14 protein-coding genes and 1 tRNA gene are annotated in these 16,472 nt (G+C 57.1%); 9 read left to right on the plus strand and 6 right to left on the minus strand.

Annotated features, from left to right (window positions below; genetic code table 11):
* The coding region (locus tag AC2FNU_RS18980) for an ABC transporter ATP-binding protein (protein WP_496791607.1) at window positions 1–644 on the plus strand (644 nt) is incomplete at its 5' end.
* A gap of 151 nt (window positions 645–795) precedes the next feature.
* Entirely contained in the window at window positions 796–1,632 is an 837-nt protein-coding gene (locus AC2FNU_RS18985) for an alkaline phosphatase family protein (protein WP_496791608.1), read from the plus strand.
* 30 nt (window positions 1,633–1,662) lie between these two features.
* Here AC2FNU_RS18985 and AC2FNU_RS18990 read toward each other — a convergent pair whose 3' ends face one another.
* The 5 genes from AC2FNU_RS18990 to AC2FNU_RS19010 form a co-directional block, all read right to left on the minus strand.
* Entirely contained in the window at window positions 1,663–2,586 is a 924-nt protein-coding gene (locus AC2FNU_RS18990; protein ID WP_496791609.1) for an alpha/beta hydrolase, read from the minus strand.
* Between the two features lie 12 nt (window positions 2,587–2,598).
* Window positions 2,599–4,488 (minus strand): acyl-CoA synthetase, encoded by a 1,890-nt coding sequence (locus AC2FNU_RS18995; protein ID WP_496791610.1) that lies wholly within the window; start codon window positions 4,486–4,488, stop codon window positions 2,599–2,601.
* A 159-nt stretch (window positions 4,489–4,647) separates the two neighbouring features.
* A complete protein-coding gene (locus AC2FNU_RS19000) occupies window positions 4,648–6,468 on the minus strand; it encodes an ABC transporter transmembrane domain-containing protein (protein ID WP_496791611.1) in 1,821 nt (606 codons plus the stop codon).
* A gap of 127 nt (window positions 6,469–6,595) precedes the next feature.
* Window positions 6,596–6,669 (minus strand) — tRNA-Gly (locus AC2FNU_RS19005).
* A gap of 105 nt (window positions 6,670–6,774) precedes the next feature.
* Window positions 6,775–7,647: a MurR/RpiR family transcriptional regulator gene (locus AC2FNU_RS19010; RefSeq protein WP_496791612.1), complete on the minus strand. Its 873-nt coding sequence runs from the start codon at window positions 7,645–7,647 to the stop codon at window positions 6,775–6,777.
* A gap of 103 nt (window positions 7,648–7,750) precedes the next feature.
* Here AC2FNU_RS19010 and AC2FNU_RS19015 point away from each other — a divergent pair, with 103 nt between their 5' ends.
* From AC2FNU_RS19015 to AC2FNU_RS19045, 7 genes are all read left to right on the plus strand, one after another.
* Window positions 7,751–8,536 carry an N-formylglutamate amidohydrolase gene (locus AC2FNU_RS19015; RefSeq protein WP_496791613.1) on the plus strand — a complete coding sequence of 262 codons (786 nt, stop codon included), beginning with the start codon at window positions 7,751–7,753 and terminating at the stop codon, window positions 8,534–8,536.
* A gap of 16 nt (window positions 8,537–8,552) precedes the next feature.
* Entirely contained in the window at window positions 8,553–9,071 is a 519-nt protein-coding gene (locus AC2FNU_RS19020; RefSeq protein WP_496791614.1) for a TRAP transporter small permease subunit, read from the plus strand.
* Window positions 9,071–10,396: a TRAP transporter large permease gene (locus AC2FNU_RS19025; protein WP_496791615.1), complete on the plus strand. Its 1,326-nt coding sequence runs from the start codon at window positions 9,071–9,073 to the stop codon at window positions 10,394–10,396. The genes AC2FNU_RS19020 and AC2FNU_RS19025 overlap by 1 nt, the downstream gene beginning before the upstream one ends.
* Before the next feature lie 67 nt (window positions 10,397–10,463).
* A complete protein-coding gene (locus tag AC2FNU_RS19030; protein ID WP_496791616.1) occupies window positions 10,464–11,495 on the plus strand; it encodes a TRAP transporter substrate-binding protein in 1,032 nt (343 codons plus the stop codon).
* Between the two features lie 90 nt (window positions 11,496–11,585).
* The gene (locus tag AC2FNU_RS19035) at window positions 11,586–12,938 is read left to right on the plus strand and encodes a glutamine synthetase family protein (RefSeq protein ID WP_496791617.1); all 1,353 of its coding nucleotides are present in this window, start codon (window positions 11,586–11,588) and stop codon (window positions 12,936–12,938) included.
* Window positions 12,939–13,028: 90 nt separating this feature from the next.
* Complete coding sequence (locus AC2FNU_RS19040) at window positions 13,029–14,411, plus strand: aldehyde dehydrogenase family protein (RefSeq protein ID WP_496791618.1); 1,383 nt, start codon at window positions 13,029–13,031, stop codon at window positions 14,409–14,411.
* Between the two features lie 67 nt (window positions 14,412–14,478).
* Window positions 14,479–15,624: an iron-containing alcohol dehydrogenase gene (locus tag AC2FNU_RS19045; RefSeq protein WP_496791619.1), complete on the plus strand. Its 1,146-nt coding sequence runs from the start codon at window positions 14,479–14,481 to the stop codon at window positions 15,622–15,624.
* Between the two features lie 58 nt (window positions 15,625–15,682).
* Here AC2FNU_RS19045 and AC2FNU_RS19050 read toward each other — a convergent pair.
* Window positions 15,683–16,472, minus strand: a 790-nt coding sequence (locus AC2FNU_RS19050) for an HlyD family secretion protein (RefSeq protein ID WP_496791620.1), incomplete at its 5' end; no start/stop codon positions are given.

Raw genomic sequence — 16,472 nt, forward strand, 5'->3', positions numbered from 1 at the left:
CTCGTGACGGTGAAATCACCTTTGCCGGGCGCAAACTCTCGCCAGACCTCAAAGGCCGAACCCGCGAAGACCTGCGCGAGTTGCAGATGATCTACCAGATGGCCGACGTGGCGATGAACCCGCGTCAGACCGTTGGAACCATCATCGGCCGCCCGTTGGAGTTCTACTTCAACATGCGGGGTGCGGAAAAACGCAAGCGGGTCATCGAACTGCTGGACGAGATCGAATTGGGCGAAAAGTTCATCGATCGTTATCCAGCCGAGCTGTCCGGTGGTCAGAAACAGCGTGTCTGCATCGCCCGGTCACTGGCGGCAAAGCCCAAGATGATCATCTGTGATGAGGTGACGTCTGCGCTCGACCCTCTGGTGGCGGATGGCATTCTCAAGCTGCTGCTGGACCTGCAAAAGATCGAGAACGTGGCCTATCTGTTCATCACTCACGATCTGGCGACGGTCCGCGCGATCAGCGACAGCATCGCGGTTATGTATCAGGGGCGCGTGGTCCGCTACGGGCCTAAATCGCAGGTGCTGAGCCCGCCGTTTGACGACTATACCGACCTTCTGCTCAGCTCGGTGCCCGAAATGCATCTGGGCTGGCTGGAAGAGGTTGTCGCCCATCGCAAGATGGAGAGCGCAGGGAACTGATCCACGCTTGTGACAGTTCCATGAAATCTGAAAATCCCGGCGCTTTGTCAGATGACAGGTGTCGGGATTTTGCTATTGGGGGCGTGAACAGTCGCGTTTTGGGCCGCGAATCTCCTAGGCTCGGCTGAAGAATTTACTGAAAGGCTCGGGCATGGACCGCAAACTTCTGCTCATCATTCTGGACGGCGTCCCCTACCGCAATTTTCGTCGTTTGTTTGGCAATCTGGAAGGCTGGGTCGACAGCGGCGACGCAAGGGTTTGGAAGTTGCGGGCCGTGCTGCCTTCGACGTCGGCCAGTTGCTATGCGTCAATCCACACAGGTGTGACACCGCAGGAACATGGCTGCACCGGCAACGGCAACGTCTTTCGTTTGAGCCAAAAGGACGTTTTCAGTCAGGTTCGCGAAGGTGGCGGCGTAACCGGAGCAGTAACGCATAGCTACTGGTCCCAGTTCTTCAATCGCCACCCGTTCGACTATGTCCGGGACATCGAATACGACGAGCCCGAAAGCCAGACGATCAACCATGGCCGTTTCCACAGCATGACGGGATATGGCAAAGACAATCAGATGACGCCATCCGACGTGGACCTGTATGGGACACTCACCAATCTGTGCCTGCGCTTCGGGCTGGATTATGGCATCCTGCACACCTGCACGCTGGACAGCATGGGCCACCGTTTCTTCCACGATTGCGAAGAAATGGATCACGCTTGCTTTGTCGCCGACGAGATGCTGGCCCCTTTCATCCCCCGCTGGCGTCAGCTGGGATATGATGTGATCGTCACCGCCGATCACGGGCAGGACGAACGCGGCCATCACGGCGGTCGTGGCCCGTTGCAACAGGAAACGGCGCTGTATTACTTCGGCGAAGCAGAAGGGCCTGACGCAGAGACCGTCATCAGCCAGTTGCAATTGGCGCCGACGATCCTGAGCCGAATGGGCGCCCCCATTGCAGAGACAATGAAAGGCGAAGTGTTTCTGCGATAAGGCAAATGCGTCTTTACACCAAGATAATTCTTAGTCGTAAGACCAGATCCCTTGCCCCAGGGCTTCGACAGCGACCGAGATGCGTTCGAAGCTTTCTGCAGCGCGTTTTACCGAGGTCCGTGCCCGCAGATAGCCGTGCACAAGGCCGGGCTCGTTGATCCAATGGGCCTGGCCCCCTGCTGCGGTAACATGCTGACAGTAGTTCAGCCCATCGTCTCGCAATGGGTCACAATCGGCCGTCACAACCACAGTCGGTGGCAGGTTCGAAAAGTCGCTGTCCTGCAAGGGCGCATAGGTCGGGTCGTTCTGTGGCTGATCGCCTGAACATCGGACAGTCTCATAGAATTTGATATCGTCCAATGTCAGCAATGGCGCATGGGCGTGTTCAAGGTACGAACCCTGACTACGGTCGCCACCAAGCCCGGGATAGATCAGCACTTGCCCTAAGATGCCGTCCAATCGCCCGCGCGCGTGATGGGCCACTGCTGCGGCAAGGTTCCCGCCGGCACTGTCTCCGGCCAGAATCAGCGGGTCGCCATATTCACTCGCTGCCCAATTCACCGCCGTCCAACAGTCATCGAACTGCGCGGGATGCACGTGTTCCGGGCACAACCGGTAGTCAACCGAAACAACACGATACCCTGTCTGGGCGCACAGTTCGGCGCAGACATCGTCATGGCTGTCCAACCCACCCACAACGAACCCACCGCCATGGAAATAGACGATGGTTCGGGTGGGTTGCCCGGCGGTGTAGATACGGACCGGAACGCCATCAGCCGCCTGATCCTGTGTTTCTACACCCGCCGGGCGAGGTTGTCGGAAATCCTGACACATGGTGTCATAGACGCGACGCTGATCCTGAATTGAAAGATCAACTGCATCATCGGGATAGCTTTCAGCCGTGCGACGTATGAACGCCCAGGTTTCCTCGTCAATCAGGCGTTCATAGTCCATTGTCCCTCCGGCTTACTCAGACCATTCCCACGGCCGGGTATATGCGCCCAGCACTTTTGAGACATCGTCTTCCGAAGATCCATTCGCGTCAAGCTGCGCGACAAGGCCGCGCTTTTTATCGTCGATCACCGAAACAACACGTGCCGGTACTTCGGCTGCCTCAAGCGCACCGTTATAGATACGTGTGATGGCGTGCTTGCGCAGATCGGGCTTAAAGACTTTGCCCACCGCAGTTTTTGGGAGTTCGTCCAGAATGGTCATATGCTTGGGCTGCGCCGCACGTTCATGCACATGAACCTTGCAGTAGTCCATAAGCTCTTTTTCCGTGACCGACGCCCCGTCGACCAGTTCGACAAACGCACATGGAACCTCGCCGGAATGCGCGTCTGGTTGACCAATGGCACCGGCAAACGCAACAGCTTCATGGCCCAACAGCGCTTCTTCGATCTCGGCCGGGTCAATGTTATGGCCGCCGCGAATGATCAGATCTTTGGCGCGACCTGTGATCCACAGATAGCCGTCTTCGTCAAACCGCCCCAGATCACCCGTACGCAGGTACTTGTCAAAGTGGTAGAGATCGACGTTCTTGTCGGCCTCGGTGTAGGTGTTGCCTGCATAGACTCCGGGGTTTGAAATACAGATTTCACCAATTTGATCCGTACCGCATTCCGTTGGTCCATCCGGCCCGTCCTGTAGGATTTTCACGTCCGTATAAGGGAATGGAATACCGATCGAGCCGATCTTTTTCTCACCGTCCACAGGGTTGCAAGACACCAGACAGGTAGCCTCGGTCAGGCCATAGCCTTCAACAATGGTGACGCCCGTGGCTTCTTCAAAGCGACGGAACAACTCAACCGGCAACGGGGCCGAGCCCGAGAAGGCCGTTTTCACGCTTGAGATATCGGCATCGACCGGACGCTGCATCTTGGCCGAGATAGCGGTGGGCACAGTGATGATAAAGCTCACCTTCCAGCGTTCGATCAGCTTCCAGAAATTGTCGAAAACGCCGTCGCCACGATACCCGGCTGGTGTCGGGAAGATCACATGCGCGCCCGAGGACACGGCCGCCATCATGATCACGTGCACCGCAAAGACATGGAACATCGGCAGCGGGCACATGATGACGTCGTTTTCGTCAAACAGCAGCGTATGGCCAAGCCAACCATTATAGACGAGGCCGGAATACTTGTGCTGCGCCACTTTCGGCATACCCGTCGTGCCGCCGGTGTGGAAGTAACACGCAACGCGGTCTTCCTTGCTGTCTTCAAACGTCAGCGTCGTCGGCTGCTTGGCCAGCTCTTTGTTGAAGTTCTTATAGTTCGCATGGGCGAGTTTTTCTTTGTCGCCCATCTTGGGCCGCAGGAAAGGCACCAGCCAGGATTTGGGTGGTGTCAGGTAACGGTTCAGGTCAATTTCCAGAATAGTGTTGACCTTGGGGGCATGGCGAACAGCCTCCTCCACTTTCTGGGCCACATCCGTTTTCGGGAAAGATTTCAGCGTTACTACAACCTTTGCGCCGGTCTCACGCAGAATGGCAGCAATCTGTTCAGGCTCAAGCAGCGGATTGATGGGGTTCACGATCCCCGCAATCGCGCCGCCCATCATCGTAACCAGTGTCTCGTTACAGTTGGGCAGCACATAGGCCACTACATCCTTTTCGCCCACACCCAGCGAACGGAAGAGGTTTGCCGCCTGATTAACCTTGCCCTGTAATTGCGACCAGGTCAGGGTCTCGGCCTTGTCGGATGGCCCCGACAACAGTTGAAAACTGATGGCATTGTGGTTGGGAAAATTCTGTGCCGTGCGCGACAAGAGCTGATGGAGCGTGACGGGCAAATCCCGATCCTCCCACGCCATTTCCTCTTCCATGCGCTTTTTGTCTTCCAATCCCACAAAGGCCATGTGGTTCCTCCCGTATGATCTCCCGCGTTTCGCGCGGGCTTGTTGTTCGCCTCCAAGATGGGATCAAAACTGACCACGCGCAAGCGAGGGCTTAGCTGTGACAACGGGTAAAATGTAGAATGACGCTACGGCGAATGGGAAAATGCCCGCGCGTCACCCTTATTCTGCAGCAACACCATCGGTGAATTGCAACCGGGCCAGACGTGCATAAAGCCCGTCCTGAGACACCAGATCATCATGGCTGCCCTGCGCCACGATACGGCCGTCTTCCAGCACGACGATGCGGTCGGCTTTTTTCACGGTTGCCAATCGGTGCGCGACGATCAGCGTCGTGCGCCCGGCGCGCATCTGATCCACCGCGCCTTGTACGGCACGTTCGCTTTCCGCGTCCAAAGCCGATGTCGCCTCGTCCAGCAGCAGAACCGGCGCGTCTCGTAGTATTGCACGGGCGATGGCAATGCGTTGTTTTTGCCCGCCGGACAGCATCACCCCGCGTTCACCGACAAAGCTGTCATAACCGTCTGGCAACGCGGCGATAAACTCATGTGCAGCTGCCGCGCGGGCGGCGGCTTCAACCTCGGCATCTGAGGCGTCCAAACGACCAAAACGGATGTTGTCTCGGGCTGATGCAGCAAAGATCACCGGGTCTTGTGGGACCAGCGCCATATGGGTGCGGAAGTCAGCCCGATCCAGGCTTTTGAGGTCATGGCCGTCCAGCGTGACGCGGCCTGAATTAGGATCGTAGAAGCGCTGGATCAATTGAATGACGGTTGTCTTGCCCGCACCTGACGGCCCGACAAACGCGACGGTTTCGCCCGGATTAACCTGAAGCGACAGATGATCCAATGCGACGGTATCGGGGCGCGATGGATAGCGGAAGCTGACATCTTCGAACCGGATTTCGCCCCGAACGTCTTGGGGCAGAGTTACAGGCCCTATGGGATCGGACACGGTGTCTTGGGCATTCAGAAGTTCGACCAGACGCTCGGTCGCCCCGGCGGCACGCTGAAGTTCGCTCCAGATTTCGGACAGGGCGGCAACCGAGCCGGCCATGATGATCGAATAGATCACGAACTGAACCAGAACGCCTTCGGTCATCACACCGTTTCGCACGTCATTGGCACCCATCCAAAGGACACCGACGATGCCCGAAAAGACCAGGAAAATCACGATGACCGTCAGGACCGCGCGGGTCTGAATGCGGCGCAACGAGACCACATACGAGGTTTCGGTCATCTCTCCGAATTGCTTGCGGCTTTCCTGTTCATGGGTAAAGGCCTGCACCGTCTGAACAGCGCCCAACGCCTCGCCTGCGTTTCCGGACGAGGCTGCGATCCAATCCTGATTTTCGCGACTGATCACGCGCAAACGACGGCCCAGAACCAGAATCGGAACAATGACAATCGGGATCAACAAAAGCACCAGCCCGGTCAATTTGGCCGAGGTCAGCAGCATCAAAACCAGCCCACCGAAGAACATCAGCATGTTGCGCAACGCGATCGACACCGAAGACCCGAGCACCGATTGGATCAGGGTAGTGTCTGTTGTGATCCGGCTGAGCACTTCGCCGGTCATGATGCGTTCATAGAATTCAGGGCTCATCGCGATCACGCGATCGAACACGGCCTTGCGAATATCGGCCACCACACGTTCGCCCAGTCGCGTGACCAGTGCATACCGGATACCGGTGCCCACAGCCAGAACAGCGGCAATACCCAGTGCCGCCAGGAAATACCAATCCAGCAATTCGCCATCCTGAATGCGGAAGTTGTCAATCACGCGCCGCACTGCCAGTGGCAGGGTCAGCGTCATGCCCGCAGTCAGAATCAACGCCAGCGTCGCGCCAATCATCAACAGCTTGTAGGGTTTCATGAAAGGCCAGAGCGAGGCCAGCACTCCGATTTTCTTTGAACGGGCCCGCTCTTCGCTGGCACCGGGGGCAGCGGCTGGAGCTGGTTTGTTGGCGGTCTGTCTTGCCATGTCGGGCCCTTATGGATTGAACGCTAGAAAGTGACCGCTTTCTTGGCCGCAGCCGCCCTTCTGGTCAAGCATCACGACATGGATCAGCCACTCGAAAGGGCCATTTGACGCAGAAAAGTAAGGGAATTGGAGCGGGTAGACGGAATCGAACCGACATAGCCTGCTTGGAAGGCAGGGGCTTTACCATTAAGCTATACCCGCAAATGGTTTGCGTTGGTTAAGTCATGCACAGGTGCGCGTCAAGCAGGAAGTGGCAAATTTTGTGCCACCATTTTTGCACCAAAGCGCTTAATCAGATTCGACCGTTCAATCCTGATTTCGAAATATCCGGGTTGACGAAAAAAACTGCTCCAGCTCTTCAATCCGTTCCTTACTTTCCTCCCACCGGGCTTCCTGCACTTCGGCAATCAGAGTTTCTGAAATCAGTTGCAGTGCTATCGTCGAATCCCAGCTTGAAGGAGCCTCGACCAAGGCGTGGAAGGTGTAATTGGCGGTCTTGCCGATAGGTGAGCCCCACTGGTCAGTGAACAGTACAACTGTCACGCCCCGGCTCGAAGCAACCTGCGCCAGTTTTTCGAGATGCGCCTCGTACCGCCGAATGTCAAAGATCACCAGGACCGAGGACGCGTCCATGTCCAAAAGGTACTGCGGCCAAACATTGGCTGAATTGCCCAGCATGGTCACATTGGGTCGGATGATCTGCATGTGATTGAACAGGTAATCCGCGTTGGATCGCGTGATGCGGCCCCCTACCACGTAAAGGTGCCGGTCCGTTTCAGCGAGCAATTGGGCCACAGCGTCGAACATCTCTTTGTCCAGACGCTCCAGCGTGTGGCGCATATTTGTCCAGACGGCCTGCGCAAAGCGCGTTGTCGGGTGTTCGGCCTCGTCGTCGACGACCCAGGCATCCCGTTTCGAGATCGGTTTCTTGATCTGCGCGGCCACTTCCTCGCGCAGCGCATCCTGCAGGTCCGGAAACCCATCGAACCCAAGCTTGCGGGCCATACGGATAACGGTTGGGGTCGAGACCTGCGCAGCCGCAGCCAGCTTGGTGATCGATTGCAGTCCAGCCATCGGATAATCCTGCAACAGGATAGACGCCAACTGGCGCTCTGATCGGGTCAGATCATCCAGTTCATCTTGAATGCGCTGTTTAACGAGCTTCACAACGGTGGCCATCGGCACCCTCGTTTCTTAAGTTTGTTACAGAATATTCCTGCCTGTAATTTTGTCTACAGTAATTTTCTTGACAGTTGGGAAACTGCTGTAACAAATGCTACCTATGCATCACGATTCCGAGTCATCATTGCTGCAAACCATCGAGGCTCCGGCTGCACGCCTGCTCAATGCACGCGGCAGCGCCCATGCGGTTTTGGTGTGCGAACATGCCAGCCGGTTCATCCCCGCCGCTTTGCACGGCCTGGGTCTGGATGAGGATGCGGCCCGGTCCCATGCCGCATGGGATATTGGCGCAATGGAGCTTTCTGTTGAGTTGATGGGGGCGCTGGACGCGCCTTTGGTCCATTCTCGCGTCAGTCGTCTTGTTTATGACTGTAACCGCCCGCCGGAACGTGAAGACGCCATGCCGCAGCTCAGCGAAGTGTTTGCGGTACCCGGCAACATGAACCTGACAGCAGCCCAGCGCGCCCAACGCGTACGGGACGTATATGAACCTTTCCGACACCTGTTGTCCTCCACCCTGGACGCAAAAAACGAGCCGCCGGTGGTCATCACGATCCACAGCTTTACCCCGATCTACAAGGGACAGAGGCGCATGGTTGAGCTGGGTATTTTGCATGACAAAGACGACCGCGCGGCCTGGATAATGTTGCAAGAGGCGCAAGACACCGGGCTGAAGGTCGCGCTGAACGAACCCTACTCGGCCACCGACGGCGTCACACATACATTGCAGGAACACGCGATCAAACGCGGATTGCCCAATGTGATGATCGAGGTGCGCAATGACCTAATCGACACTCCTGCGGGTGTGAATCGTATGGCAGGGCTGCTCACGCCGATCCTGCAATCCGTCATTTCTGCCTTGTCAAACACCGAGGCCACAGCATGACAGAGGCAGTATCTCAATGAAATTCATGCGGGGATATGTGGCGGTCATTGATCGTGCGAACCGTTGGATCGGGCGAGTGGTCATGTATGGCATATTCGTCATGATGGGCATTCTGCTCTGGTCCTCGATCTCGAAGACGTTCTTTTTGCCGTCTCTCTGGACTCTTGAAATGGCCCAGTTTGCGATGGTGGCCTATTATGTGCTCGGCGGTCCCTATTCCATTCAGATGGGATCGAACGTCCGAATGGACCTGCTGTATAGCGAATGGTCCAACCGTCGACGGGCCTGGACCGATGCGATCACGGTGTTCTTCCTGATCGTCTATCTGGGTGTGATGATCTATGGCGGCTTCGACTCGCTGAGTTATTCGCTGCAATATGGCGAGCGCAGCCCAACGGCGTGGCGTCCTTACCTGTGGCCAATCAAGGTGATCATGGTCGTGGGGCTGTTCCTGATGTTGCTTCAGGCCATCTCGGAACTCTTCAAAGACATTCTGCGCCTCAAGGGCGATGACATCCCGCGCGAGGTGATCTGATGTCATACGAGATGATCGCCATCCTGATGTTTTCGACCATGATGCTGATGCTGTTGACAGGGCAGCGCGTTTTTGGAGCGATTGGCTTTGTCGCTGTCATGGCTGCGCTGTTTCTTTGGGGTGATCGTGGCGGGTACGATATTGGCTTTTCAGCCGCCATGAAGCTGATGAAATGGTACCCGCTGCTGACGCTGCCGATGTTCATCTTCATGGGCTATGTGCTGGCCGAATCCAAAATCGCAGACGACTTGTACAAGATGTTCCACGTCTGGATGGGTGGGCTCAACGGTGGTCTGGCCATCGGCACAATTGGCCTGATGGTTCTGATCTCGGCCATGAACGGTCTAAGTGTTGCAGGCATGGCTATTGGTGCCACGATTGCGCTGCCGGAATTGCTGAAACGTGGGTACGACAAGAAGATGGTGACGGGGGTGATACAAGCCGGATCGTCACTGGGCATTCTTGTACCGCCTTCGGTGGTCTTGGTGCTTTATGCGATGATCGCCCGTCAGCCGGTTGGTCAGCTGTGGCTGGCAGGGTTGCTGCCCGGGTTGATGATGGCGGCGATGTTCATCCTTTACATTGTGATCCGCTGCCGGATTAATCCGGCGCTGGGGCCTGCTTTATCAGCAGAAGAACGTGATGTTCCCATTGCGGAAAAACTGCGCTTGCTTCGCGCAGGTTTGCTGCCGTTGGGCATATTTGCCGCAATGATGGTGCCGTTCGTAAACGGCTGGACCTCGCTTGTTGAAAGTTCGGCCATCGGCGCATTGACGGCGTTCGTCGCTGCGGTGCTAAAGGGCCGGATGACCCGCGACGTGTTCGAAACCTCGGTGCGCTCGACACTGGGCATCACCTGCATGTTCATGTGGATCATCCTGGCAGCGCTGGCCTTTGGCGCCGTGTTCGATGGGCTGGGCGCGGTGCGCGCGATCGAGAACTTGTTTACTGAACGTCTGGGCCTGAACCCCTGGGTGATCCTGATCTTCATGCAGCTCAGCTTTATCCTGATGGGTACTTTTCTGGACGACACAGCCATGCTGGTCATCGTTGCCCCCCTATACGTGCCGCTGGTGGGGGCATTGGGCTTCGACCTGATCTGGTATGGCGTGCTGTACACGATCACGACCCAGATCGCGTATATGACACCGCCTTTCGGCTATAACCTGTTCCTGATGCGCGCAATGGCGCCACCGGAGATCTCACTGCGTGACATTTACGGATCGATCCTGCCCTTCGTGATGGTGATGACGCTTGCACTGGCCATTATCATGACCTTCCCGCAGATCGCGCTGTGGTTGCCAGAATACGTTTACAACAAATGATCCCGGACCAAACCGGGGCATCGCGGGTAGCCCCCGCATTGCTGAAACTGACCAACGGAGAGAGAGAATGACAAACAGACGTACATTTCTGAAAGGCGCAGCAGCCGCGCCCGCAGCCGCACTGGCGACGCCTGCACTGGCGCAATCAACGATCAGATGGCGGATGCAGACTTATGCAGGACCGGCATTGGCCGAACACGTGATCGATCCGGCCATCAAGATGTTCAACACCATCGCCGGTGATCGGATGCAGATTGAGCTGTTCTATGCAGACCAGCTGGTACCCACAGGCGAGCTGTTCCGTGCCATGCAGCGCGGTACGATCGATGCGGTGCAGTCGGATGACGACTCGATGGCCTCGCCCACCGAAGTCACCGTATTCGGCGGTTACTTCCCGTTTGCGTCTCGCTATTCGTTGGACGTGCCTGTTCTATTTAACCAATACGGCCTGAACGAAATCTGGGACGAGGAATACTCGAAAGTTGGCGTCAAGCACATCTCGGCCGGTGCCTGGGATCCCTGCCATTTCGCCACGAAGGACCCGATCAACAGCCTTGCCGACCTTCAGGGCAAGCGTGTCTTCACCTTCCCGACAGCGGGCCGCTTCCTGTCGCAGTTCGGCGTCGTGCCGGTGACTCTGCCATGGGAAGACATCGAGGTCGCGGTTCAAACCGGCGAGCTGGACGGTATCGCGTGGTCAGGGATCACCGAAGACTACACCGTGGGCTGGGCGGATGTGACCAATTACTTCCTGACCAACAACATCTCGGGCGCATGGGCGGGTTCATTCTTCGCCAATATGGATCGCTGGAATGAGCTGCCTGAAGACCTGCAGACCTTGTTCCGCGTCTGTACCGATCAGTCGCACTATTATCGCCAATGGTGGTATTGGGGTGGCGAGGCCAGCTTGCGTGTCAACGGTGACAAACTGCAACTGACATCGATCCCCGATGAAGAATGGGCAACTGTCGAGGCAGCAGCCGTTGCATTCTGGGATGAGATCGCAGCCGAGTCCGAGACGAAGGCGAAGGTTGTTGAAATCTTCAAGCAATACAATGCCGACATGCTCAAGGCTGGACGGCCTTATCGCTACGGTTAATTAGCTGCAAACTTGACCTGTCCCGTCTCAGGGGCAGGTCGATCAGGACGAATGGCCGAAAGTTGAACTCGGCAAAGAAAAAGGTGGCACATGCTCACGTTCGAACATCTGAAGACGCAAGTCTCTGAAGGTACGGTGGATACGGTATTGGTCTGCATGGTCGACATGCAGGGACGATTGATGGGCAAGCGCTTTCATGCGGGTCACTTTGTGGCGGGCGCATGGGAAGAGACGCATTGCTGCAACTACCTGTTGGCCACCGATTTAGAGATGGCCACGCCAGACGGTTACGCGTCGACCAGTTGGGAACGCGGCTATGGCGACTATGTCATGAAGCCTGATCTGAGCACCCTGCGCCCGGTGCCCTGGCTTGAGGGTACAGTCATGGTGATGTGCGATGTGTTGGACCATCACACGCATCAAGAGGTTCCGCACGCACCGCGTTCGATTCTGAAAAAACAGGTGAACCGTCTGAAAGACATGGGCTACGAGGCCATGTGCGCCACTGAACTTGAGTTTTTCCTGTTCGAAAAAAGCTTTGACCAGATCCGCAAGGAAGGCTTCCGCGATCTGGAGCCAATCTCGGGTTACAACGAGGACTATCACATTCTTCAAACCACCAAAGAAGAACACGTGATGCGCCCGATCCGCAATCATTTGTGGGACGCAGGTATTCCGGTCGAAAACTCAAAAGGCGAGGCCGAGACCGGACAGGAAGAGCTGAACATCAAATATGCGCCTGCAATGGACACGGCCGAGTATCATTCGATCGCCAAAAATGCCGTGAAAGAGATCGCCTGGCAGCACGGCCATGCCGCGACTTTCCTGCCGAAATGGCACCATGAGAAGGTTGGCAGTTCCAGCCACGTGCATCAATCGCTTTGGGCAGAAGGCAAACCCGCGTTTTATGACGCAGCAGATGACCTGGGTATGTCAGCTCTGATGAAGAGCTACATGGCAGGTTTGTTGAAATACGCCGCGGACTACACCTATTTCATGGCCCCCTACATCAACAGCTACAAACGCTTCATGAAGGGCACTTTCGCGCCAACGCGGATCATCTGGTCAGTGGACAATCGTACCGCCGGCTTCCGGCTGTGCGGGGACGGTACCAAAGCCGTGCGGGTGGAATGCCGGATCCCGGGGTCGGACATGAACCCTTATCTGGCGATGGCCGGGATGCTGGCTGCCGGGATCGCGGGGATTGAAGAGGGGTTGGAACTGCAACCGCCCACCACGGGTGACGTTTATCAGGGCGATACAGGTATGATCCCAGGCAACCTGCGTGCCGCACGGGATGCGTTGCACGGCTCGGCCATGTTGCGGGCGGCCATGGGAGACGATGTGGTCGATCATTACACACGTGCCGCGGAAGTCGAGATCGAGGAGTTCGATCGCGTGGTTACCGATTGGGAAGTCGCCCGCGGGTTTGAGCGGGCGTAGGGTACTGGCTGGGGGCCCTGCCCCCAGACCCCCGAGGTATTTTTGGCCAGATGAAGCAGGGATCCTGTTTCTTTCGGAAATGGAGTGAAGATGGGGCAGATGTTGAAATGTGTCTCGCCGATTGATGGATCGGTTTTTGCGGAACGAGACGTGTTGTCTCGGGATGCCGCGTTTGAGGTTGCAGGCCGGGCGCGGGCCGCTCAGGCAGATTGGGCCGCGCGACCGCTGCAGGAGCGGATTGATCTTGTCATGGCTGGCGTAGCGGCTGTGGGCGCTATGAATGACGAGATCGTCCCCGAACTGGCCCATATGATGGGCCGTCCCGTGCGTTACGGCGGCGAGTTTGGTGGTTTCAACGAACGCGCCAGCCATATGGCGGAGATAGCAGAAGTATCTCTGGCTGATATCGCGGTGGGCGAGGACGAAACGTTCAAACGTTACATCAAGCGCATTCCGCATGGGGTCGTGTTTGTGGTGGCGCCTTGGAACTATCCCTACATGACAGCGATCAACACCGTCGCGCCCGCACTGATCGCGGGCAATACGGTGATCCTGAAACATGCCACGCAGACCCTTCTGGTCGGTGAGAGGATGGCGCAAGCCTTCCATGCAGCCGGTGTGCCTGAAGATGTGTTCCAGAACGTGTTCCTCAGCCATGACGTCACAAATGACCTGATCGCAGGCAATGCGTTTGACTTCGTGAACTTCACCGGCTCGGTCGGTGGCGGCCAGGCGATGGAGCGCGCGGCGGCTGGTACCTTTACTGGCGTAGGCACCGAACTGGGCGGCAAGGATCCGGGCTATGTCATGGAAGATGCCGATCTGAATGCCGCCGTCGATACGTTGATTGATGGCGCGATGTTCAATTCCGGCCAATGTTGTTGCGGGATCGAGCGGATTTACGTCCACGAAAGCCTTTACGATGATTTTGTCGCCAAGGCGGTGGAGATCGTGAAAGGTTATAAACTGGGCAACCCGCTGGACGCTGAAACGACCATCGGCCCCATGGCCAATGTGCGTTTCGCTGACGAAGTGCGCGCGCAGATTGCCGAAGCGGTTCAGGCAGGCGCGGTTGCGCATATCGAGACGTTCCCTGAGGACGATGGCGGCGCCTATCTGACCCCGCAAATCCTGACCAATGTCACCCATGACATGCGCGTGATGCGGGATGAAAGCTTTGGGCCGGTTGTGGGCATCATGAAGGTCTCGTCGGATGACGAAGCTATCGCGCTGATGAATGACAGCGAGTTTGGCCTGACCGCCAGCCTCTGGACCCGTGATGTAGATCGCACAGCGCGAGTGGGCGACCAGATCGAGACTGGCACGGTATTCATGAACCGTGCGGATTATCTGGACCCTGGCCTGTGCTGGACCGGGTGCAAAAACACAGGTCGCGGCGGTGGCCTTTCGGTTATTGGGTACCACAATCTAACCCGTCCCAAATCCTACCACCTGAAGAAGGTCACGGTCTAAGGGCGACGGCCTGCTCGGGTCTGACCCCCTCGCCCGAGCAGGTTACAAATTACAAAGGAAACCTGACATGTCACTTGTTGGAAACTGGTCTTATCCGACCGCCATAAAATTCGGAGCAGGGCGCATCAAGGAACTGCCCGAAGCCTGCGCTGCGGCCGGTATGAAAAAGCCTCTGCTGGTCACAGATAAGGGCTTGGCCGACCTGCCGATTACCTCTGCAACACTGGAGATTATGGAGGCTGCCGGTTTGGGCCGAGGGCTGTTCAGCGACGTAGATCCCAACCCGAACGAGAAGAACCTTGAAGCGGGCGTCGCAGCGTTTAACGCGGGTGGCCATGACGGGGTGATCGCCTTTGGCGGGGGGTCTGGTCTGGACCTTGGCAAGATGGTTGCCTTCATGGCAGGCCAGACGCGCCCGGTATGGGATTTTGAGGATATCGGCGACTGGTGGACTCGTGCAGACGCGGACGTGATCGCACCGATCATTGCAGTGCCGACCACCGCCGGGACAGGATCAGAAGTGGGGCGTGCCAGCGTCATCACCAACTCGGAAACCCACGCCAAGAAAATCATCTTCCATCCCAAAGTGCTGCCGACCGTCGTGATCTGCGATCCGGAGCTTACCGTGGGGATGCCGAAATTCATAACCGCAGGTACCGGTCTGGACGCATTTGCGCACTGCGTTGAAGCCTTTTCCAGCCCGCATTATCACCCGATGAGCCAGGGCATTGCGTTGGAAGGAATGTGTCTGGTGAAAGAATACCTTCCGCGCGCCTACGCGGATGGCACCGACATCGAAGCCCGCGCCCAGATGATGAGCGCAGCGGCCATGGGCGCGACGGCCTTCCAGAAAGGTCTGGGCGCAATTCATGCGATGAGCCACCCGATTGGTGCGGTGTTCAACACTCATCACGGAACCACCAACGCGGTTTGTATGCCCGCTGTGTTGGAGTTCAACGGCCCCGCCATCGCAGACAGGTTCCAGCAGGCAGCGGCTTATCTGGGCATTGATGGTGGCTTTGACGGCTTCCGCGCTTTTGTGCAGGAATTCAACGACAGCCTCGGCATCCCACGCACCCTGTCCGACCTGGGCGTCACCGAAGCGTCGATCCCCGAGTTGGTGGAAGGCGCGATCATTGATCCTTCTTGCGGGGGCAACCCGATAGAGTTGACGAAAGAAAACCTGACGCAGCTGTTCAAAGCAGCGCTTTAAAGTCAAAGGGCCCGGCAAAACCTGCCGGGCCCTTCGCAATTTGGTTGCAGAAACCGGATCAATGACCGGTCAGAACCAGAGTATTCACCGGCATCAGGATCAGACGCAAACGCAGACCGGCCGCGTGGACGACACCGATCGTGTCCACCACATGCAGGAAGGCGGCCTCCCAAAAACCGAGATCCTCATGCTCCAACCGCTCATGGTTGTCGGTGTAAACATTGGCCAGACAGTTGCTGCCCGGAGGGATGTCATCGGCCATTCCTTTGTACAGCGGTTCCATATACACCAGAATCGAACCGGGATTGTTGTTGGCCTGCACATCCCTGAGTTCGTCCGAGGGGCGAATCTGGCCGGAAGGAATAACATCCTGCACTTCGACCACGACCGTTGGTATGACTGTGAACGGCTTGGTCATACAGCCCAACTCACCGATCATGCCGGGTTTGATAACCTGAGCCGACAGCTGGTTGAACGCGGCTTGGAAACGGTCATGCCCGGTATGGGACGGCACCAGGATACCAGCGGGGCGCAGCAACGGGCTGACATAATCGCCGACCTGCAAGCTAAACTGTTCAACCCGTCCGGTGACACCGGCGAGTATAACTGTTTTGTCCAGTTCGGTCTGTGCGGCGTCCAGTTGCGCGATGGCACTGGCCAGTTGCGCCGGGATCAGCTCTTCGATTTGCTGTTCGACCGCTGCGCGTTTGGCTTCTGCAGCGACAACCTGTGCCTCACGCTCGGCGACGAGGTTTTCCAGGCGCTCGATCTCAGCCAGACGTACCGCGCTTGATCCTTCGTCCCGCAAGGTTGTGTTACGCTCCAAATCCTCGAGCGCCTGCGCCAGA

This window comes from Ruegeria sp. BHSB064, from assembly GCF_059613205.1.